Origin of the sequence: Streptomyces hygroscopicus (genome assembly GCF_026168105.1) — a bacterium.
Lineage (GTDB): Bacteria > Actinomycetota > Actinomycetes > Streptomycetales > Streptomycetaceae > Streptomyces > Streptomyces hygroscopicus_D.
Genome location: NZ_LBMW01000035.1, coordinates 68,242 through 87,267, shown reverse-complemented (window position 1 = coordinate 87,267; position 19,026 = coordinate 68,242). Strand labels below are relative to the sequence as shown.

Annotated in this window: 18 protein-coding genes and 2 pseudogenes; 6 read left to right on the top strand and 14 right to left on the bottom strand. The window is 67.5% G+C overall.

The window, feature by feature from the left end:
• Window positions 1–286: 286 nt before the first annotated feature.
• The 3 genes from AAW14_RS28245 (at window position 287) to AAW14_RS28235 (ending at window position 2,671) form a co-directional block, all read left to right on the top strand.
• On the top strand, window positions 287–1,429 hold the full coding sequence (locus tag AAW14_RS28245) for a hypothetical protein (protein WP_265566782.1): 1,143 nt from the start codon (window positions 287–289) through the stop codon (window positions 1,427–1,429).
• 9 nt (window positions 1,430–1,438) lie between these two features.
• On the top strand, window positions 1,439–1,732 hold the full coding sequence (locus tag AAW14_RS28240; RefSeq protein WP_265566781.1) for a hypothetical protein: 294 nt from the start codon (window positions 1,439–1,441) through the stop codon (window positions 1,730–1,732).
• A 669-nt stretch (window positions 1,733–2,401) separates the two neighbouring features.
• The gene (locus AAW14_RS28235) at window positions 2,402–2,671 is read left to right on the top strand and encodes a replication initiator (protein ID WP_416223390.1); all 270 of its coding nucleotides are present in this window, start codon (window positions 2,402–2,404) and stop codon (window positions 2,669–2,671) included.
• Here the strand turns inward: AAW14_RS28235 and AAW14_RS28230 are convergent.
• Together AAW14_RS28230 and AAW14_RS28225 are read right to left on the bottom strand one after the other, a co-directional pair.
• A pseudogene (locus AAW14_RS28230) lies at window positions 2,639–2,785 on the bottom strand (replication initiator); the annotation flags it as partial. The gene AAW14_RS28235 and the pseudogene AAW14_RS28230 sit on opposite strands and share 33 nt — an antisense overlap.
• Before the next feature lie 64 nt (window positions 2,786–2,849).
• Window positions 2,850–3,035, bottom strand: a complete 186-nt coding sequence (locus AAW14_RS28225) for a hypothetical protein (protein ID WP_265566789.1) — start codon at window positions 3,033–3,035, stop codon at window positions 2,850–2,852.
• A 121-nt stretch (window positions 3,036–3,156) separates the two neighbouring features.
• Here AAW14_RS28225 and AAW14_RS28220 point away from each other — a divergent pair, with 121 nt between their 5' ends.
• Both AAW14_RS28220 and AAW14_RS28215 read left to right on the top strand, forming a co-directional pair.
• On the top strand, window positions 3,157–3,756 hold the full coding sequence (locus AAW14_RS28220; protein WP_322741132.1) for a replication initiator: 600 nt from the start codon (window positions 3,157–3,159) through the stop codon (window positions 3,754–3,756).
• A 218-nt stretch (window positions 3,757–3,974) separates the two neighbouring features.
• Window positions 3,975–5,942 carry a recombinase family protein gene (locus tag AAW14_RS28215; RefSeq protein WP_265566779.1) on the top strand — a complete coding sequence of 656 codons (1,968 nt, stop codon included), beginning with the start codon at window positions 3,975–3,977 and terminating at the stop codon, window positions 5,940–5,942.
• Here the strand turns inward: AAW14_RS28215 and AAW14_RS28210 are convergent.
• From AAW14_RS28210 to AAW14_RS28155, 12 genes and pseudogenes are all read right to left on the bottom strand, one after another.
• Window positions 5,908–6,036 (bottom strand): annotated as a pseudogene (locus tag AAW14_RS28210) (YccF domain-containing protein); the annotation flags it as partial. The gene AAW14_RS28215 and the pseudogene AAW14_RS28210 overlap by 35 nt on opposite strands.
• Window positions 6,033–6,896 carry a zinc metalloprotease HtpX gene (gene htpX / locus AAW14_RS28205; RefSeq protein WP_265566778.1) on the bottom strand — a complete coding sequence of 288 codons (864 nt, stop codon included), beginning with the start codon at window positions 6,894–6,896 and terminating at the stop codon, window positions 6,033–6,035. The gene htpX and the pseudogene AAW14_RS28210, both read right to left, overlap by 4 nt.
• Window positions 6,897–7,108: 212 nt before the next feature.
• Window positions 7,109–8,608, bottom strand: a complete 1,500-nt coding sequence (locus AAW14_RS28200; RefSeq protein WP_265566777.1) for an NADH-quinone oxidoreductase subunit N — start codon at window positions 8,606–8,608, stop codon at window positions 7,109–7,111.
• Window positions 8,605–10,176 (bottom strand): complex I subunit 4 family protein, encoded by a 1,572-nt coding sequence (locus tag AAW14_RS28195; protein ID WP_265566776.1) that lies wholly within the window; start codon window positions 10,174–10,176, stop codon window positions 8,605–8,607. Before AAW14_RS28195 ends, AAW14_RS28200 begins: the two co-directional genes overlap by 4 nt.
• Window positions 10,177–10,182: 6 nt before the next feature.
• Window positions 10,183–12,174: an NADH-quinone oxidoreductase subunit L gene (locus AAW14_RS28190; protein WP_265566775.1), complete on the bottom strand. Its 1,992-nt coding sequence runs from the start codon at window positions 12,172–12,174 to the stop codon at window positions 10,183–10,185.
• Window positions 12,171–12,536 (bottom strand): NADH-quinone oxidoreductase subunit NuoK, encoded by a 366-nt coding sequence (gene nuoK / locus AAW14_RS28185; RefSeq protein WP_265566774.1) that lies wholly within the window; start codon window positions 12,534–12,536, stop codon window positions 12,171–12,173. Before nuoK ends, AAW14_RS28190 begins: the two co-directional genes overlap by 4 nt.
• The gene (locus AAW14_RS28180) at window positions 12,536–13,165 is read right to left on the bottom strand and encodes an NADH-quinone oxidoreductase subunit J (RefSeq protein WP_265566773.1); all 630 of its coding nucleotides are present in this window, start codon (window positions 13,163–13,165) and stop codon (window positions 12,536–12,538) included. Before AAW14_RS28180 ends, nuoK begins: the two co-directional genes overlap by 1 nt.
• Window positions 13,162–13,722 carry a NuoI/complex I 23 kDa subunit family protein gene (locus AAW14_RS28175; protein WP_265566772.1) on the bottom strand — a complete coding sequence of 187 codons (561 nt, stop codon included), beginning with the start codon at window positions 13,720–13,722 and terminating at the stop codon, window positions 13,162–13,164. The genes AAW14_RS28180 and AAW14_RS28175 overlap by 4 nt, the downstream gene beginning before the upstream one ends.
• Window positions 13,722–14,690 (bottom strand): complex I subunit 1/NuoH family protein, encoded by a 969-nt coding sequence (locus tag AAW14_RS28170; RefSeq protein ID WP_265566771.1) that lies wholly within the window; start codon window positions 14,688–14,690, stop codon window positions 13,722–13,724. The genes AAW14_RS28175 and AAW14_RS28170 overlap by 1 nt, the downstream gene beginning before the upstream one ends.
• On the bottom strand, window positions 14,687–16,117 hold the full coding sequence (locus AAW14_RS28165) for an NADH-quinone oxidoreductase subunit C (RefSeq protein WP_265566770.1): 1,431 nt from the start codon (window positions 16,115–16,117) through the stop codon (window positions 14,687–14,689). The genes AAW14_RS28170 and AAW14_RS28165 overlap by 4 nt, the downstream gene beginning before the upstream one ends.
• Entirely contained in the window at window positions 16,114–16,785 is a 672-nt protein-coding gene (locus AAW14_RS28160) for an NADH-quinone oxidoreductase subunit B (protein WP_265566769.1), read from the bottom strand. Before AAW14_RS28160 ends, AAW14_RS28165 begins: the two co-directional genes overlap by 4 nt.
• Window positions 16,776–17,243 carry an NADH-quinone oxidoreductase subunit A gene (locus AAW14_RS28155; protein ID WP_416223389.1) on the bottom strand — a complete coding sequence of 156 codons (468 nt, stop codon included), beginning with the start codon at window positions 17,241–17,243 and terminating at the stop codon, window positions 16,776–16,778. The genes AAW14_RS28160 and AAW14_RS28155 overlap by 10 nt, the downstream gene beginning before the upstream one ends.
• A gap of 373 nt (window positions 17,244–17,616) precedes the next feature.
• Here AAW14_RS28155 and AAW14_RS28150 point away from each other — a divergent pair, with 373 nt between their 5' ends.
• On the top strand, window positions 17,617–18,819 hold the full coding sequence (locus AAW14_RS28150) for a sensor histidine kinase (RefSeq protein WP_265566768.1): 1,203 nt from the start codon (window positions 17,617–17,619) through the stop codon (window positions 18,817–18,819).
• Window positions 18,820–19,026 lie beyond the last annotated feature (207 nt).

The following is a 19,026-nucleotide window of genomic DNA, read 5'->3' as shown; positions in this document are numbered from 1 at the left end:
ACACCTGGAGTTTATCGAACAGCCCAAATGAGATGACCTCTAAGTACCCCGTTCGAAACAAACAGGGGTCTCGTGCCCGACCGGGCTCGCCCCTGTGCCGACCAAGGAGTGACCCTCCGCCCCGTTCCTCCAGCGCTCTGCTTGCTCCCCGGCCGCGGTCGAGGGCGCCTTTCGTGCTCCCCTCTGACGGCTGGCACATGCCCCTGTCGCAGCGTGAGCCAGGTTGTTAAAGGGGCTTTCCATGAGATCTGCGCCGTACGTCCTTGCCAGTAAGTACGCTAGCTGGATGAACCTCATGACCCAAATCGAACTGATTACCGTACCGCAGGATTTCACACGCCTCTGCAATGCAGTACTTCAGGCCGAACATGGCACCGACTTTCTGCCAATCGATGATGATCGAGCAGACCGAGGAAACGATGGGTACCTGAAATCTGAGAAGCGGATTTTTGCGGCACACTGCTTCAAGAGAATCCAGAACCAACGTATTGATCACGAAATCCGCGCCAAAATGATGGGTGACTTACGTAAGGCGATCCAGCTTAAGATGGAAGGCGACTGGGATATTGAGGCCTGGACATTCCTCTCGAACTATCCAATCCCGGAGAACATCGCCCGACAGGTGATCGTAACAGGTAAAGAATCCGGAATTGACGTAAGCTGGAACGGGCCGGGCTACTTCGCGGAGGTTCTTCAGCGCTTCAGGAGTGTTCGGGAAATGTTCCCGAACCTCTTGGGTAACGATATCCTTGACCAACTTGATGCAATAACCGCAAAGCTGGAATCCCTTTCGGTGGCTGAGCCCGTCATTAACTGGGTTCCCCGGAACGCGCAGGAGCAACGAGCGCTAATCTCTCAAAAACCGCCTGCCTGGGAGTATCTGTTATTTGCAGGAATCTTGCGCCAAAGGAAGGAGATCCTTGAACCAAAGTGGCGCGACTACCTAGTGGGAAACGGTAGCCGCACAGGTCGTTACCTGGACAAGGGGGCCGCGCGAATCTATCTACATGGCATCTGGTCGGATGTTGAATCAATCGCCGAGCGTGTAATTTCGGCCTTCGACGAGAGGCTGCAATTAGAAGCCTTCGGGGCTCCTGGAGAACCTGGAAATGCTGAGCTAATCAAGCACTCTGCTGATCGCATCGTGAAGAGCTATGAGGATCTGCTCGACTGGGCAGGAGAAATTCGTGGTACTGTTCTTCCAGAGGACATGAAGAGGGCATTCGATGCGGCCGCTATGGTGGCAGCACAACCGGTCGCAGATATTCGGACCTTCATCGATCAAACTGTAACGGCAATCGATGAGATACCTGCTAGATTAGCTCAGGAGAACCCCCGGCCAATCATTTTCACACTCACGCTGACATTGACGATTAACGAGGCAGCCATGGCCGAATTCCGCAAAGAAGCAAGACGTCTCCGCTGGTGACCTTGGATCGTGTGCGTTGCGCTGGGTGCCGAGTGGCTGGCCGACGTTCTGATCACCTTTCTCGATTGGGATGGGATCAAGGCCACTAGGTGGCTAGTCAATCCAATAGAATCGGGAGTTTCTCCTCAACTCTTCCAGAGCGAACTTCGCGGCTTTTGGGATCCCCTCCGGACCACCAGCCAGGCCATCATGCCAAGCGAGCGTAGTCTTGGGATATCTTCGCCAACGCTCCTTGAGTTGGCGCTCAAGGAAGTCGACGAATCTACCTCGGATATCGAAAGCCGGATTGACCTCAAGATATGATGGGGCATAACCGGCATGCACAATCCTGTTGCGCAGCTTGTAAAGCTTGGTCTCGTATTCGCCGGCGATTGACTGAGAGCCACTCCATCGCCCCCCCAAGCAAGCCGGGCAACTCTCTCTTGAGTAGAGACTCGAAAGGGATTCCACCCTTCTCAGTGATTACCCCTACCGGAGTTCCAAGGTCACGATGAAGCATCGTGCATAGCCCTCGAAGAAGGCTTTCCAGTGATGCCTGCAAAGAAACGATGCTGGCCGACGACGCACCGTGCAAGCGTTGATTCTCTGCCTCCAAGGCAAGAGAACGCGCAGTGATGAACGGATGGGGCGAAGCTGCGGCGTCGGATTCGAGTCGACGTGCCACGGCATGACGAATAAGCGCGCTCACCTCTTGTTCATTATGGGGAAGAGCAACTGGATTTATCTTGCGGTGGTTGACTCGGAAGTAATTTTCCGTCAGGGTAGCACGGCTACCCGGAGCGAGCAGGGCGTATTTTATCTCCGGATCTAGAGAATCCCTCGCAAGCGGGCTCGACCAAATTTCTCCTGTTGTGAGACGCGAACTTTCGCTTAGTAGACTTATTGCAGACAGACACCTCTCGAATGCCCGAGTCAAAACCTCGTTTTCATTTCGCGCGTCCGGTTCATTGTCAAATTTAACGTCGAGAGTTTCTGCGACGGCCCAGGTCTGGGTGGACTTGGTCGCAGATCGGTCAACCGCTGTGCGCCGACTGCTACGACTACACCGCCCACGCGCTGTGGCACGCGCACGCATCCAAGCTGTGGGACCGGTTCGTCATCGACGTCCGACGGCGCCTCGCCTCCTCGGCCGGACTCGTACAGTCCCGCTTCGCGCAACATGCCCGGCTGTCCTTCGCCCGCGTGGCCGAGTACCAGAAGCGAGCGGTCGCGTACCGAGGCGGGGACGTTCTTGCCTCCTAGGAGGCCCGCGCGGACCAGATGGTAGGTGTCTCCGGCGTGGAGGCGGGAGCAGGCCGGGCAGACGGTTGCGCGTCGGTTGCGGCAACGGACGAGGAGGCGTTCGCCGGGTTCGTTGCGGTGTCGACCACGAGCGCGGACAGGATCTCTACCGCCTCACGCCTGCACGTGGCCAGCGCGCTCAACCGCCCACCGATGCGCGGCCCCAGCCGCCATCCGGGCCGGTGCATACGGCCACGCCACGTTCCTCTGCCGTGATGGACTGGGCGACGGCCACGGCGTCCTTGTTCAGGTCGCCGAGGGTAAGGGGTTTCCGGCGGCTCGCGTCGTCGACGATCTTGAACAGCCGATCGTGATCGATGGGCATCCCCGCGGTTTGCTTCAATCGCTGACTTATCAGATCCTGGGCTGAGTCGCCAACTGGGTGATCAGCCTTGCCAGCAGGGTGGACTTGCCCGACCGGGAGCCGGGCCGCTGAAGCGGGTCCGTTGCCGTCGCCGTCAGCAGCGCACGCCTCCGCCGGGCGGGTCCAGCTCCACACCCCCTACAGTCCCGCCGTCGGCGTACTCGCCTTCCGCTGGGGCAAGCAGATCGACGCCCGGCCACTGCACGCAGAGAGCGACGGACCCGACGATGACGCCGTGGCCGCGTATGTGGCCAAGTACGTCACCAAGGGAGCGAGCGAGACAGGTGCCGGCACCGACCATCCGCTCAAGACCTGGGCCGACATCGAGTCGGCACCCGTCAGCGAACACGTCCGTACCCTTATGCGGACCTGCTGGCGCCTCGGCGGCCTTCCCGAGTACGCGCCGCTCAACCTGCGCGCCTGGGCGCACACGCTCGGCTACCGGGGACACATCCTCACCAAGTCCCGCGCCTATTCCACGACATACGCGGTATTGCGAGCCGAACGCGCCCACCACGTAGGTCACGCTGATATCCCTGACACGGTCACCGAGCGACACTGGCGCTACCTCGGCTCCGGCCACTCCCCCGGCGCGGCACTCATTGCCGTGGGCATCGCCGAGGACCTGGCCGTGAACCGAGAGTTGGGGCGGGAAGCAGCAGCTGACCGGGGGTGCCTGTAGTGCCCGACACCACGGTCATCTGGACGCCCAACAAGACACTCTCCCCTGCCGAGCGAGCACTACTGTTGCGGATTCTGTTCGGACCGCAGGCGCAACTTCGGCGGAACACCGAAAAGACCCGACGAAGCGTCACACCTGAGAGATACCGTTGGGTTAAAACAGACGCCCCGGCAGCGGCTGGCACCGCCCCGGGGCTGGCCGACTGATTGGGAGTCGACATGTCCAATGTAAGCACACCCCTGCCCTCCTCCAACGAGCCCTCTGCCCGGTTGGCTGGCTCGCGCGCGTTGCGCGCCGTCGACTATCTGCGGGTCTCCACTGAGGAGCAGAAAAAGGGCTATGGCGTAGCCAGGCAGAGCCGGAAGACCGTCCGCCACATCGCGCTCAAGCAGTGGGCACACGTCGGCACGTACAAAGACGAGGGAGTCTCAGGCTCCCTGGAAGCGGCGGACCGGGGTGATCTGAAGCGCCTGATGGAAGACGCACAGACGACTCCGCGTCCCTTCGACATCGTGGTCGTGCCGGACGGCCGTGTGATCGGCCGCAAGGGTCGTGCTTTCTGGCGCTGGGTCTGGGCCCTTGAAGACATCGGCGTGTACGTCGCCGTCGTCGCTGACGATTACGACAACACCACGTCCGAGGGACGCAAGAAGATGCGCCGTGATGCCGACTACGCCGAGACCGAGTGGGAGACGATTCGCGACCGCACGCAGGGCGGCTTGCAGGAGAAGGCCGAGTTTACGCCCGCCGCGCACATCGGGGGGCGTCCTCCCTACGGCTACCGCATCGCCAACAAGGGCACGCCTGGCTCGTACTTGGTGATCGACGCGGATGAAGCCAAGATCATCCGCTACGTGTACGAACTGGTGGTTGGCGAAGGGCTCAACCTCCGTAAGGTCACCATCCGTCTCAACGCTGAGGGGATTACGGCGCGTTCGGGCAAGGCATGGATCCGAGACAACCTGCGGGACCGAATCATGTCGGCACCCGTACTCGACGGCGTGATGGTCTTCCGCGGCAAGCACGCCAAAACCGACGATGACGGCAACCCCATCTGGGGCGAGTCCGTCAGGATCGAATTACCTCGAATCCTGACCGAGGAACAGAGCGCAGAGCTGCGGCGCAAAGTATCTGAGACAGCAAAGCACAGCAGCGGGCAGCGGGAGTTCTACCCTTTGACTGGTCGTGTCATCAGTCTGTGCGGGAAGACGTACACAGGGATCAGCCATGCGGCCGATCCGGAAAGTCCCCGATACTACCGATGCAAGGGCAACGCGCCACGAGACCCTCGCCTGAAGTCCTGCGGCTGCTCGCTCATCGACGCTGACGCGCTTGAGTCGCACGTCTGGAAGAAAGTCACTGAGATCGCGAGCGACAGCGAAAAGCTTCAGGAACTTGCTGCCGAATGGATCGGCATGGCGGAGGGAGACACGTCCGCCCTGACCGACCGTATCGCGGACCTCGATCAACAGATTGAGGGCATGAACGCATCGATCGCGGCCGTGATCGTGGCGACGGCCAAACAGAGCAAGTCGGCCGAAGCCATTGAGGCCGCGACTGTGGCACTGCACGAAGAACTTCAGCAGCTCCAGAACCTGCGTGGCGAGGCGGTCGAATGGCTTGCCGAGATGGAGGAGTCAGATCGGCGCGCCCGAGATCTCCGAGCACTGGCAAGCATGGTGAGGAATTCGTTCCCCGACATGGCGCCGGAGCAGCAGGCGGCCATTCTGTCCATGCTGGAGCTGAAGGTCACTGTTACCGGCCCGGTGCCCGATGGACGGCGGGGCGGGGTGCCCTGCACCGTGCGGGCTTGGTACAGCGCTACGGGCCTCGACGTGCCCGCTGCCACGCTCTCGGACGGCGACTGGGCAAAGGTCGCTTCGCTGCTCCCGAAGGGGCGCATGGGCACCGTTCGGCGCTCAGTCGACGCCATCTTCTACAAGGCTCGTACAGGCAAGTCATGGCCTCAGGTGATCAGGGAGACCGGTGCCACCCGCCAAGCCTCGAAGCACTTCAACACCTGGACTTCCGATGGCACCTGGGCCCGTGTGAATGCTGCTCTGGCAGACGTGGAACATGTCGCCCTGCCGGAGCCGGAACTACTCCCGTCAATGATCATCGAAGGGCGGGTCGATACGAGCGCGATGCTGCACGCAGAAGAACGATCCCGAACGGGATGCCGATGATGGTGATGCACAGCAGCACGCCCGCGAACACATACCCGAGGAACAGCCAGAAGCCGCTCAGGACGAGCCAAATGATGTTCAGGATTGTCTTCACTGGTGGCGACCTGCCATCTGCTCGAGCCGGGCGATGCGCTCCGCCATCGGCGGGTGCGTGGAAAACATCTTGGCGAGTCCCTGGCCCGGACGGAAGGGATTCGCGATCATCATGTGGCTCGCCGTCTCGATGCGCGGCTCGGGCGGGAGCGGAAGCTGCTGGGTACCCATCTCCAGTTTGCGCAGAGCGCTGGCGAGCGCGAGGGGATCGCCGGTGAGCTGCGCTCCGGACGAGTCCGCCTCGTACTCCCTGGAGCGGCTGATGGCGAGCTGGATGATCGTCGCGGCGAGCGGGCCCAGGATCATGATCAGGAGCATGCCCAGGATGCCGGGGCCCTCGTCGTCGTCGGAGCGGCCGAAGGGGATCAGCCAGGCGAAGTTCACCAAGAACAGGATCACCGAGGCGAGGGCCGCGGCGACCGACGAGATCAGGATGTCACGGTTGTAGACATGGCTCAGCTCGTGCCCGATGACGCCGCGCAGCTCGCGCTCGTCGAGGATGCGGAGGATGCCGTCGGTGCAGCACACCGCCGCATTGCGCGGGTTGCGGCCCGTCGCGAACGCGTTCGGCGCCTCCGTCGGCGAGATGTACAGCCGGGGCATGGGCTGGCGGGCCTGGTTGGAGAGCTCGCGGACGATGCGGTACAGGCCGGGGGCCTCGAACTCGCTCACCGGGCGGGCGCGCATCGCGCGTAGAGCCAGCTTGTCGCTGTTCCAGTACGCGTACGCGTTCGTGCCGATCGCGACGAGGACCGCGACGACCAGCCCCATGCGCCCGAAGAAACTGCCGATGACGATGATGAGTGCGGACAGTCCCCCGAGGAGTACTGCGGTCCTGAGCCCGTTGTGCCGGCGGTGCACGGTACGCCCTCCAAGTGGTGCGGCAGGGGAACCCTTTGTCTGCGAATGCTGTTGACTCCACTTCTCAGTGGACCCTCCCGCACTGGTCAACGCCAGGCGGGGAGCGCAAGTTCCCTTGTGCGCACACCGGAACGCGTGGGCCGTCCGGGTGAGGTGGCGCCCTGCACGCGCGCGTGCCGCGTCGTATGTGCCCGCGCGCGTGAGGGCGTCCGTCAGAACAGGCCGGTGGCGGAGAAACGGAGCACCAGCTGGGGTGCTCCGGAGAGGACGACGCCCAGCACCGCGGTCAGGGCGATGGCGGCCGTGAGCGGGGCGGGGACGGGGTGCCTCTCGGGCGCCCCCTCGGGTGCGCGGAAGAGCAGGGCCGTCCACTGTAGGTAGTAGAAGAGCGCGATCACCACATTGACGGCCATCACCACGGCGAGCCAGCCGAGCCCCGCGTGGACGGCCGCGGAGAAGACGGTGACCTTCGCGAAGAGGCCGATGATGCCCGGCGGGAGGCCTGCCAGGCAGAGCAGGAAGAACGCCAGGGTCAGGGCGGCGAGGGGGTTCGACGCATACAGGCCGCGGTAGTCGGTGAGTCGGTTTCGGGCCCTCGTACGGCCCACGAGGGCGACCACGGCGAAGGCGCCGAGGTTCACCGCCGCGTACATGAGGGCGTACGCGACGGTGGAGCCGATCGCCTTCGATGCGTCCTTGGAGTATGCGGCCGCGGCGATCGGCACCAGCAGGTAGCCGGCCTGGCCCACGGAGGACCAGGCGAGCAGGCGTACGGCGCTGTACGCGCGCGTGGCCTGCTGGCGGAGCGCGCCCACGTTGCCGACGGTCATGGTGAGGGCGGCAAGCACGGCGAGCGCCGGGCCCCACACGTCGGAGTACGACGGGAGGGCGACGACGGTGATGAGGATCAGACCGGAGAAACCGACCGCCTTGCCGACGACCGACAGGTAGGCGGCGACCGGCAGGGGCGCGCCCACGTAGGTGTCGGGCACCCAGAAGTGGAACGGGACGGCGGCCGTCTTGAAGGCGAAGCCCACGAGCGTGAGGACGACACCCGCCTGGGCGAGCGTGTGCAGCTGACCGTTCACGTGCTGGATCCTGCCCGCGACCTGGGTGAGGTACAGGGTGCCCGTGGACGCGTACACGAAGCTGATGCCCAGGAGGCTCACCGCGGTCGCGGTGACCGACGACAGGAAGAACTTCAGGGCCGCTTCGGAGGACCGCTTGTCGCCGTATCTGATGCCCACGAGGGCGAACGCGGGCAGGGAGGCGACCTCCAGGGCGACGATGAGGGTCGCCAGGTCGCGGGAGGCGGGCAGCAGGGCGGCACCGGCCGCGGAGGAGAGCAGCAGGAACCAGAACTCCCCTTCGGGGAGCTCCTTCTTGACGTCCCGCAGGGCGGGGACGGACAGAAGCGCCGCGAGGAGGGCGCCGCCGAGGACGAGGAACTGGATCACCACGGTGAAACGGTCCGCCGTGTAGCTGCAGACGTGCGGCGCACCGGTCAGACAGAAGGTGGCACGGTCTCCGTGCAGAAGGGGCAGCAGCATGAGCGCCGCGGCGGCCAGTCCCGCGACGGAGAGCCAGCCGAGGAGTGCTTTCTTCTGCTCCCCGATGAAGAGGTCGGCGACGAGGACGACGAGTCCGACGACCGCCGCGATGGTGGGCGGCGCGATCGCCGACCAGTCGACGGACTGGACGAGGGAGCTCATCGGGTGCCTCCTGCGAGGAGCTGCTGCACGGCCGGGTCGGTCAGGGCGAGGAGGGCCCTCGGCCACAGGCCCGCGATGACGGTGAGGGCGACGAGCGGCGTCCAGGCCGCGAATTCGTACGTGTGGACGTCGGCGAGCTTCGGGGCCTCCTGCGGGACGGCACCCATGCACACTCGCCGTACCACCACGAGCATGTACGCGGCAGTGAGCAGCGTGCCGAACGCGGCGATCGCCATGAAGGTGAGGAAGGCGGGGCGGCTGAGGTCGGCGGCGGGATTGAAGGCGCCGAACAGGGCCAGCATTTCGCCCCAGAACCCGGCCAGACCGGGCAGGCCGAGCGAGGCGACGGCGGCGAAGGCGAGCAGGCCGCCGAGGCGGGGGGCCTTGCCGTAGAGGGCGGCACCGGTCTCCTCGAGGGTGTCGAGGTCGGTGGTGCCCGTGCGGTCCTTCAGCGCGCCCACCAGGAAGAACAGCAGGCCGGTGATGAGGCCGTGGGCGATGTTGGCGAACAGTGCTCCGTTCACGCCGGTCGGCGTCGTCGTCGCGATGCCGAGCAGCACGAAGCCCATGTGGCCGACGGAGGAGTAGGCGATGAGGCGCTTGAGGTCGCCCTTCGCGCCCCGCTTGGCGAGAGCGAGGCAGGCGAGGGATCCGTAGATGATCCCGACGACGGCGAAGGCGGCGAGGTACGGCGCGAAGGTGTGGAAGCCGTGGGGCGCGACAGGCAGCAGGATCCGGACGAACCCGTACGTTCCCATCTTCAGCAGGACACCGGCCAGCAGAACCGAACCGACGGTCGGCGCGGCGGTGTGGGCGTCGGGCAGCCAGCTGTGCAGCGGCCACATCGGCGTCTTCACCGCGAGCCCGATTCCGATCGCCAAAACCGCGATGACCTGCACGGATGTGGTGAGCGACCGGCCGTTGTCAGTGGCGAGTGCCACCATGTCGAACGTGCCCGCCTTGATTCCGATCAGGAGCAGGCCGAGCAGCATGACGACGGAGCCGAGCAGTGTGTAGAGGATGAACCTCCAGGCAGCCCGGGTGCGCCCCTCACCGCCCCAGCGGGCGATGAGGAAGTACATCGGGACGAGGACCATCTCGAACGCGAGGAAGAACAGGAGCAGGTCGAGGACGGCGAAGGTCGCGAGAGTGCCGGACTCGAGGACGAGCAGGAGGGCCACGAAGGCCTTCGGGGTCGGGCCCGAAGGCGTCTTGAAGTAGGAGTACAGCGCGCAGAGGAAGGTCAGCAGCGCGGTCAGGACCAGAAGGGGGAGGGAAATGCCGTCGATGCCGAGGTGGATCCGCACGTCGAGTGCGGGGATCCAGCTGATGTCGGTCGTGGCCTGCATCTTCGACGGGTGGTCGTGGTCGAAGCCGAGCGCCAGGGCGATCGCGGCGATGAGGACGACACCGGTGACGGTCACACCGTGCCGCAGCACGGCCTGCTCGGGCGACTTCCCCTTCAGTCCGGGCGGGGCCGGCAGGAGGGCGGCGAGCGCGCCGATGAGCGGCACGACGACGATGAATGCCAGAAGGAACTGCATCACGGACTCGCTGATATCGATCACGCCTGCTCACGCTCCCGTGGCGACGAGGAGGACGGCGACCGCCAGGACGACGGTGCCGGCGAGCAGCGCGCTCACATAGGTCTGCACATTGCCGGTCTGGGCACGCCGTACGGCGGCGCCGAGCAGGCGGGGTAGGGCGCCCGCACCGCGTACGTAGGTCTCGACGACCTCGCGGTCGAGGAATTGGACGAGGCTCGCGCCCGCCCTGACCGGGCGGACGAAGAGAGCGTCGTACAGGGCGTCCAGGTGGAAGCCGACAGCCGCGTGGCGGTGCAGCGGGCCGAGCAGGAGGCGGCCCGGATCCGCCGGGTCGGGCGCGTAGGCCACGTCGCCGTACGCGGGCGCGTGGCTCGCGATGGCCTCGGCCTCGACGAGGCCGGCGTCCGCCTCGGGGTGGGCCGCGACCGCACCCAGCGGGAAGCGGTCCGCGACCGCGGTGGTGTGCCGCCAGGCGCCGTACGTCATGAGCCCGCCGACCAGGGCGAGGCCCGTGCCGAGGACGGAGGTGGTGAGCGTCGGTGTCAGGTCACGGCCGTCGAACCAGCCGGGCAGGACGCGGTACGCGAGTCCGAACGCGAGCGACGGGACGGCGAGCACCCACAGCACGGCGTTCATGACGAGGGGCTGCTTGCCGTGGTCGGGTGCCTCGGCTCCGTGGCCGCGGAAGGCGAGCAGCCACAGGCGGGTCGCGTAGGCGGCGGTGAGCAGGGCCGTGAGCAGGCCGGTGACGAGGACGGTCCAGCCCGCGGCACCCGGAGCGTGAGCGGTGTGACCGGTCGCGGCGTGCTCGGCGGCGCCGAGGACGGACTCCTTGGAGAAGAAGCCGGAGAACGGCGGGATGGCGGCGAGCGCGAGGAGCGCCACGGTCATCGTCCAGTAGGCGTCGGGGACGCGGGCGCGCAGGTCCTTCATCCGGGACATGGCGGCCAGCGAGTTGGTGCCGGCGGCGTGGATGATCACGCCGGCGCCGAGGAAGAGCAGCGCCTTGAAGGCACCGTGGGACAGGAGGTGGAAAACGGCGGCCCCCCGCTCGCCGACGGCGAGGGCGCCGGTCATGTAACCGAGCTGGCCGATCGTCGAGTACGCGAGGACGCGCTTGATGTCGTCCTGGGCGAGCGCGGCGAGCGCGGAGCCCACCATGGTCACGCCGGCCATCACGGCGAGGACCACCATCGTGGCCGAGGAGGCCTCGAAGACCGGAAGGAGACGGGCGATGAAGTAGACACCGGCGGCGACCATCGTCGCGGCGTGGATCAGCGCGGAGACGGGGGTCGGGCCGGCCATCGCGTCGGGGAGCCAGGTGTGCAGCGGGAACTGCGCCGACTTGCCCGCCACGCCGGCCAGGAGCAGCAGGGCGATCAGGGTCGGCTGGTGCAGTCCGCCGCTTGCGACGGCGCCGAGGACGTGCGTGATGCGGAAGGAACCGGCGTCGGTGCCCAGTGCGAACAGTCCGATGAGGAACGGGACATCGCCGAGCTTGGTGACCAGGAAGGCCTTGATGGAGGCGGCGCGGGCCTCCGGGGTCTCCCAGTAGTGGCCGACCAGGAAGTAGGAGCAGATGCCCATGACTTCCCAGCCGACCAGCAGCACGATCAGGTCACCGGAGTAGACGACCAGGAGCATCGCGGAGGTGAACAGGGAGACGAGAGCGGCGTACGAGGGGTAGCGCGGGTCGTCGCGCAGGTAGCCCGTCGAGTAGATCTGCACGCAGGAGGCGACGACGCCGACCAGCACGGCGACGAGGGCGGCGAAGCCGTTGATGTACAGGGCCAGTTCGATCGGAACCGAGCCGGTGGGCGTGAGCTCCGTGGCCGAGTCGACGGCCTGGCCACCGCCCTGACGTGCGGCGACCAGCACGGCCAGTACGAGCGACGCGAGGGTCGGCAGGACGGCGAGCGGGCGGACGAAGCCGGGGGCCGTGCGGCCGAGGAGCAGGCCGGCTGCGGCGCCCAGGAAGGGAAGGAGAGGGACGAGGACGGCGAGGGTGGTGGTGGTCACGCGGTGGCCTCGGCCTTCTCGGCCGCGAGTGCGTCGGTTTCGTGGCCCTCGGCGGTGTCGCGGAGTCTGTCGATGTCCGAGGTGCCGCGGTTGCGGTAGACGGCGAGGACGATCGCCAGGCCGATGCCGATCTCGGCGGCGGCGATGGCGATGGTGAACAGGGTCAGGGCCTGACCGGAGTGCAGGGTCTCGCGGGCGGTCCTGCTCAGCCAGACGTCGAAGGCGACGAGGTTGAGGTTGACGGCGTTGAGCATCAGCTCGACCGACATCAGGACGAGGACCGCGTTGCGGCGGGCGAGGACGCCGTACAGGCCCGTGCAGAACAGGAGGGCGGAGAGCACGGCGGGATAGACGAGGTGCATCAGCGGACGCCTTCCTTCTCGCTCCGGGTGCCCGGGACGGCGGGGGTGCTCGCGGTGGTGGTCGCTTCGCCCTTGGCCTTGCGGGACAGGACGATCGCGCCGACCAGGGCGGCGAGGAGGAGGACGGAGAGGGCCTCGAAGGGGAGGACCCAGTACTGGAAGAGGCTCGCGCCCGTGATCTTGGTGGTGCCGGAGGGGGCGCCGGCGAGGTCGATCCAGGTGGTGCGGAAGGCGTCGACGACAACCCAGACCAGGGCGGCCGCGGCGGCGACCGCCACGGTGAGGGCGGCCCAGCGGTTGCCGGAGTCGGCGTCCGGGGAGCGGCCGATGGGGGCCTTGGTGAGCATCAGACCGAACAGCAGGAGGACGACGACGGAACCGACGTAGATGAGGACCTGCATCCAGGCAATGAACTCGGCGGTGAGCAGCAGGTACTCGACGGCGAGCCCGCCGAGGGTCGCCACGAGCCACAGGGCGGCGTGCACCAGTTGCCGGGTGGTGACGGTGACGAGCGCCGCGGCGAGGGTGACCACACTGACGAGCAGGAAGGTGATCTCGACGCCGGTCGGGGAGAGAAAGCCGTGCGGTGCGGCGGCGGCCACGGTCAGCGCGGCGGAGGCGAGGCTCACGACTCTCCCTCCTGCGGCTGGGTCGGTTCGGCCTGGGCGGCGGCCAGCTTCTCGGCGGCCTTGCGGGCGGCGGCGATCTCCTTGGGCTCCTCGGCAGCGAGGTCGAGAGCGGGCGGGGCCGGCACGGTCCACATCCACTCGCGGAGCTTGTCGCGCTCGTGGGTGAGGTCGCGGATGTCGGTCTCGGCGTACTCGAACTCCGGGGACCAGAAGAGGGCGTCGAAGGGACAGACCTCGATGCAGATACCGCAGTACATGCAGAGGGAGAAGTCGATGGCGAAGCGGTCGAGGACGTTGCGGCTGCGCTCACGGCCGCCGGGGGCGGCCGGCGGGACCGTCTCCTTGTGGGAGTCGATGTAGATGCACCAGTCCGGGCACTCGCGGGCGCACAGCATGCAGACCGTGCAGTTCTCCTCGAACAGGCCGATGACGCCGCGGCTGCGCGGCGGAAGGGCGGGCCGGACGTCCGGGTACTGCTCGGTGACGGACTTCTTTGTCATCGTGCGCAGGGTGACGGCCAGGCCCTTGGCGAGGCCGGAGCCGGGGATGGGGGCCATTAGGAGATCACCACCTTGACGATGCCGGTGAGGGCGATTTGAGCGAGGGAGAGGGGGACGAGGAGGGTCCAGGAGAGTTTCTGGAGCTGGTCCTCGCGAAGGCGGGGGTAGGTGACGCGCAGCCAGATGACCACGAAGGCCAGCACCGCTGCCTTCAGGAGCGTCCAGAGCCAGCCGAGGCCGTCGGCGCCCCAGGGGCCGTGCCAGCCGCCCAGGAAGAGGACGGTGGTGAGGCCGCACAGGACGACGATTCCGGCGTACTCGGCGAGGAGGAACAGGGCGAAACGGAGGCCGGTGTACTCCGTGTACGCGCCGAAGATGATCTCCGAGTCGGCGACGGGCATGTCGAAGGGCGGGCGTTGCAGTTCGGCGAGGCCGGCGACGAAGAAGACGAGCGCGCCGACGATCTGCCAGGGCACCCACCACCACTTGAACGCGTCGACGATGCCAGGGAGCGAGACAGTGCCCGCCGCCATGGCCACCGACGCGGCGGCGAGCAGCATGGGCAACTCGTAGGCGAGGAGCTGGGCGGCGGTACGAAGGCCGCCGAGGAGGGAGAACTTGTTGGCGGAGGCCCAGCCGGCCATGAGCGAGCCGAGGACGCCGACGCCCATGACGGCGAGGACGAAGAAGATGCCCGCGTCGACGACCTGGCCGACCGCGCCCTGGCCCGGGCCGATCGGGATGGCGAGGAGAACGAGGAGGTACGGGAGCAGCGCGACAGCGGGGGCCAGCTGGAAGATGCGGCGGTCCGCACCCGTCGGGACCACGTCCTCCTTCTGCGCGAACTTCACACCGTCGGCGACGAGTTGGGCCCAGCCGTGGAAACCACCGGCGTACATCGGACCGAGGCGGCCCTGCATATGGGCCATGACCTTGTGCTCGGTCTGACCGATGATCAGGGGGAAGGTGAGGAAGACGGCGAACACGACGAGGAGTCGCAGGGCGACGTCGAGAGCGCCGTTCACTGCGTGCCTCCGGCGGTGTCGTCAGGGGTCGGGGGTTCTTCGGGGACGGGGGATTCGTCGGGAGTGGGGCGTTCCTCGGGGTGCGCGGGCTCGGACGCTCCGGTTTCGGCTCCGGTCGGCGTTTCCGCTTCGCCTGCCCTTGCCTTTTCGGCCGCCGTTTCCGGTCCGGCCGCCGTTTCCGCTCCGGCCGCCGTTTCCGCTCCAGTTGCCGTTGCTTCTTCGGTTGCCGTTTCCGCTCCGGCTGGCGCTTTCGCTTCGGCCGGCGCTTTCGCTTCGGCAGCATCGCCCTCGGCTTTCGCCTTGGTCGGCGGTTCGGGAGCAGGTTCGGACTCTCCGAAGGCCGGGCGGGCGTGGTGCCAGGGGGCGTCCGAGCTGCGCGGAGCCGTGGCGGGCTTGGCTGTCTCGCCCTCGGCAGACGTCGCGCCCGCGCGTTGCGAGCCGGAGCCCTCGGACGCGCTGCGCACACGCCGCGGACCAGTGGGCGCACCAGTGGAAGCCGACGGCTCAGCGCCACCCTCGGCACGCTGAGAAGCGGAACCCTGCGAAGCACTTCGTGCACGCCGCGGACCACCAGGACCCGGAGCACCCGGAGCACCCGGAGCACCAGAAGCACCAGAAGCACCAGAAGCACCGGGAGTCGTCGGAGTGGCAGGCGTCGTGCTCGGCTCCGTTGCGCGCTGTGAAGCGGAACCCCCCGAGGCGGTGCGGGCCCGGCGCGGCGCGGCCGGGGCCTGGGCGGTGTCGTCCGTGGCCGGGGCCCGGTCGGCCGAGCCGTCCTCCGCCGTGCGGGTACGGCGCACCGGGCGGTCGCCCGCGGTGCGGCCCGCGGCTCGGGCCGGCCGGGCCGGGGCTGGGGGAAGCTGGCCCTTCAGGGGGCCCCACTCGTTCGGGTCGGGGACACCGGGAGGCAGCATCTGGCGACGCTTGGGGCCGCCGTGGTCCGACTCGCCCGGTTCCTTCGCGCCGGGCCAGGCCTTGGCGACCCGGGCCGCCAGCACGAAGTCCTTGCGGAGGGGGTGGCCCTCGAAGTTCTCGGGCAGGAGCAGGTGGTCCAGCGCCGGGTGGCCCTCGAAGGCGACGCCGAACATTTCGTGGGTCTCGCGTTCGTGCCAGGCGGCACCCGCGTAGACGCCCACGGCGGAGGGGAGGACGGGGGCGTCGTGCGGAACCGTCGTACGTACGAGAAGACGGCGTACCGGGGATAGGGCCACCACGTGGGCCGAGACGCGCAGGCCCGCGCCCGGCTCGTCGACCGCGCTCAGCCAGTCGAAGTACGTGCAGCCCAGCTCGTCGCGCGCGACCCGCAGCGCCGCGGTCCAGTCCGTCGGCGGTACGTCGACGGTCAGGACCTCGTACGACTCCTCGGCCGTGGCCTGCGGGCCGAAGAGGTCCTCGGCGGATGCGGGCAGCCAGCCGATCGCGGTCATCGCCCCACCCCCGGGACCGAGGCCGAGTCGGCAGTCCGGCCCGGCGCCGGGTCCGTCTCCGGACCCGGGACCGGGACCGGAGACGGCGCCTTGACCAGGCCGCTCTGCAGGGCGGCGGTGGACGGCCGCGCCGACCCGTACCGCTCACCCAGCGACTCGCGCGAGATCTTCTCCTGGAGCTTGAGAATGCCCTGGAGCAGCGCCTCGGGGCGCGGCGGACAGCCGGGGACGTACACGTCCACCGGGATGATCTGGTCGACGCCCTTGGTGACGGAGTACGAGTCCCAGTACGGACCGCCGCAGTTCGAGCATGCGCCGAAGGAGATGACGTACTTGGGCTCGGGCATCTGCTCGTACAGGCGTTTGACGGCCGGGGCCATCTTGTCCGTGACCGTGCCGGACACCACCATCAGGTCGGCCTGGCGCGGACCGGGCGCGAACGGGATGACACCGAGGCGGATGAAGTCGTGCCGGGCCATCGACGCGGCGATGAACTCGATGGCGCAGCAGGCGAGGCCGAAGTTGAAGACCCACAGCGAGTAGCGGCGGCCCCAGTTCAGGACCACCTTCATCGGCTCGGGGGCGAGACGGGCGAGCGCGCCGAGCCGCTTCGGCTCCGGCAGGAACACCGGCTCGGGAGCCGACGGAGTCGAGGGGTTCACGTCCATGTCAGGACGCCCTTCTTGTATGCATAAAGCAGTCCCACGGCCAGGAAGCCGAGGAAGACGAACATCTCCACGAGCGTGGTCGCGCCGTAACGGGGATCGGCGAAGACCGTCGCCCAGGGGAAGAGGAAGATCGAGTCGACCGCGAAGATCACGTAAAGGAACGCATAGACGTAGTAGCGGACCTGGGTGTGGGCCCAGCCCTCGCCGACAGGGTCGACGCCGCACTCGTACGTCAGGAGTTTCTCCGGGGTCGGCACGACGGGGCGCAGCAGCCGGCCCGCGCCGAAGGCGACGGCGACGAAGAGGACGCCGACGGCGGCGAGCAGCCCTACGACGGAGTAGGAGTGGAAGTAGCCCGCCGCGAAGACGTTCCCCGTATACCCGGTGTTCCCGGCGTACGCGGCGGTACTCGCGCTCCCCGTCTCCGCCACGACAGCGACGGCGGTCGGATCCGGCACGTCAGCCCCTCGCTCCCTGACCTCGTGACCCTGGTGAACCCTGTGTTCGACGATCTGTACGCACGGGAGTCTAGGCCCTGCTAAAGAGAGCGTAAGCAGCCCGTCGCGTCTCGGGATGCTCTGGTACTCCCCCGTGCGGCTCCGATCACGCACCCGGGGCGGGACTCCGCTCACGTCTGAGGTCGTCCCCTGGGGGTCCGTAGGGGCTTGGGGATCCGTAGGAGGACTCAGTGCATCCCATGGGGATCTGCAGGGGCTCCGGGTGTCCCGGCGAGGTGGGGTTTCCCCCAGCGGGCTCGGGGCGGGCCGCCTCATGGCGTCGCGGCGCACCGCGCGGCAGGCTGGCGGGCATGAGTGAACGAGGCCGGCCCATATGAGCCGACGGACCGAACGCACCACCCACCCCGATGCCCCGGAGGCCGAGCGTCCGCCAGCCCCGCGCTTCGCCCTGGACGGATACACCTGGCGCGAGATCGCGCATCTCCTCGCAAATCTGCCGGTGTCGCTGGTCGGGTTCACGTATGTGATGACGGTGCCGTTCACGGGTGCGTGCCTGACGGTGACCGTGATCGGCTTCCCGCTGCTGGCAGCCGGGCTGCTGGGCGCGCGGCAGCTTGGCAGGCTGGAGCGGGCACGGGCCAGGGCTCTGCTCGGGGTGCAGGTGGAGGAGCCGACTCCGCTTCCGTTGCACAGGACCGACAGCATGTTCCAGCGGCTGTGGATGGCGCTGAAGGACCCGGTGGGGTGGCGGACGGTCCTGTACGAGTTCGTCCGGCTGCCCTGGGGGATTCTGACGTTCGCGGTGACGTTCGTGTCGCTGTTCCTCCTGTGGCCGGTCCTCCCGTTCATCACGCGGGGGCTGACGACCGTGGACCGGGTGATGGTGCGGGGGCTGCTGTCCCCCTCCGACGAGTTGGAGCGGCGCATCGCCGAACTGGAGTCCGACCGTGGGGTGGTCGTGGACACGGCGGCGGCCGATCTGCGGCGCATCGAGCGCGACCTGCACGACGGGGCGCAGGCCCGGCTGGTGAACCTGGCGATGGGGCTCGGACTGGCCAAGGAGAAACTGCTCGAGGACCCGGACTCGGCGGCGGCGATGGTCGAGGAGGCGCACGGCGAGGTGAAGCTGGCGCTGCAGGAGTTGCGGGACCTCGCGCGCGGGATCCATCCGGCGGTCCTCACCGACCGTGGTCTGGACGCCGCGCTGTCGGCGGTCGCCACACGCTGCACCGTGCCGGTGAAGGTGACCGTGGACCTGGGGGCAAGACCGGCGGCGGCGATCGAGGGCATCGCCTATTTCACGGTCTCCGAGCTGCTGCAGAACGTCAGCAAGCACAGCGGGGCGGCGTCCGCCTCCATCGATGTGTGGCGGGCCGAGGACCGGTTGCTCATGCAGGTGCGGGACGACGGCCGGGGCGGCGCCCGCCTGGACGGCGGTACCGGCATGTCGGGGCTCGCGGAACGGCTCGGCGCGGTCGACGGCCTGTTCGTCATCGACTCGCCGATGGGCGGCCCCACGACGATCACGGCCGAGCTGCCGTGGCGGGACAGGGAGGGCGAGGCGCGGCGGAGGTAGTGCTGCTGGAGGCAGTGCGTGCTGGTGGAAGCGGTGCCGCCCGGGGGTCACGAAGGCGGTCGTACACAGGGGTGTGCAACCGCCTCCCCGCGGGGGGGGCGTGCACGCTCCGGGATGCGTGCACGTTTCGGGATGCGTGCGCGTTTCCGGGTGCGTGCGCGTTTCCGGGTGGTGGGGAAAACCCCCGGTTCAAGACGCCGACCCGCT

Bases quoted from the DNA above. Each gene is read 5' to 3' on its own strand.
- AAW14_RS28200 (WP_265566777.1), bottom strand. From the start codon at position 8,608: ATGAGCTCCCTCGTCCAGTCCGTCGACTGGTCGGCGATCGCGCCGCCC.
- AAW14_RS28225 (WP_265566789.1), bottom strand. From the start codon at position 3,035: ATGCCCATCGATCACGATCGGCTGTTCAAGATCGTCGACGACGCGAGC.
- AAW14_RS28175 (WP_265566772.1), bottom strand. From the start codon at position 13,722: ATGGCCCCCATCCCCGGCTCCGGCCTCGCCAAGGGCCTGGCCGTCACC.
- AAW14_RS28215 (WP_265566779.1), top strand. From the start codon at position 3,975: ATGTCCAATGTAAGCACACCCCTGCCCTCCTCCAACGAGCCCTCTGCC.
- nuoK (WP_265566774.1), bottom strand. From the start codon at position 12,536: ATGCACCTCGTCTATCCCGCCGTGCTCTCCGCCCTCCTGTTCTGCACG.
- AAW14_RS28165 (WP_265566770.1), bottom strand. From the start codon at position 16,117: ATGACCGCGATCGGCTGGCTGCCCGCATCCGCCGAGGACCTCTTCGGC.
- AAW14_RS28150 (WP_265566768.1), top strand. From the start codon at position 17,617: ATGAGCCGACGGACCGAACGCACCACCCACCCCGATGCCCCGGAGGCC.
- AAW14_RS28245 (WP_265566782.1), top strand. From the start codon at position 287: ATGAACCTCATGACCCAAATCGAACTGATTACCGTACCGCAGGATTTC.
- AAW14_RS28160 (WP_265566769.1), bottom strand. From the start codon at position 16,785: ATGGACGTGAACCCCTCGACTCCGTCGGCTCCCGAGCCGGTGTTCCTG.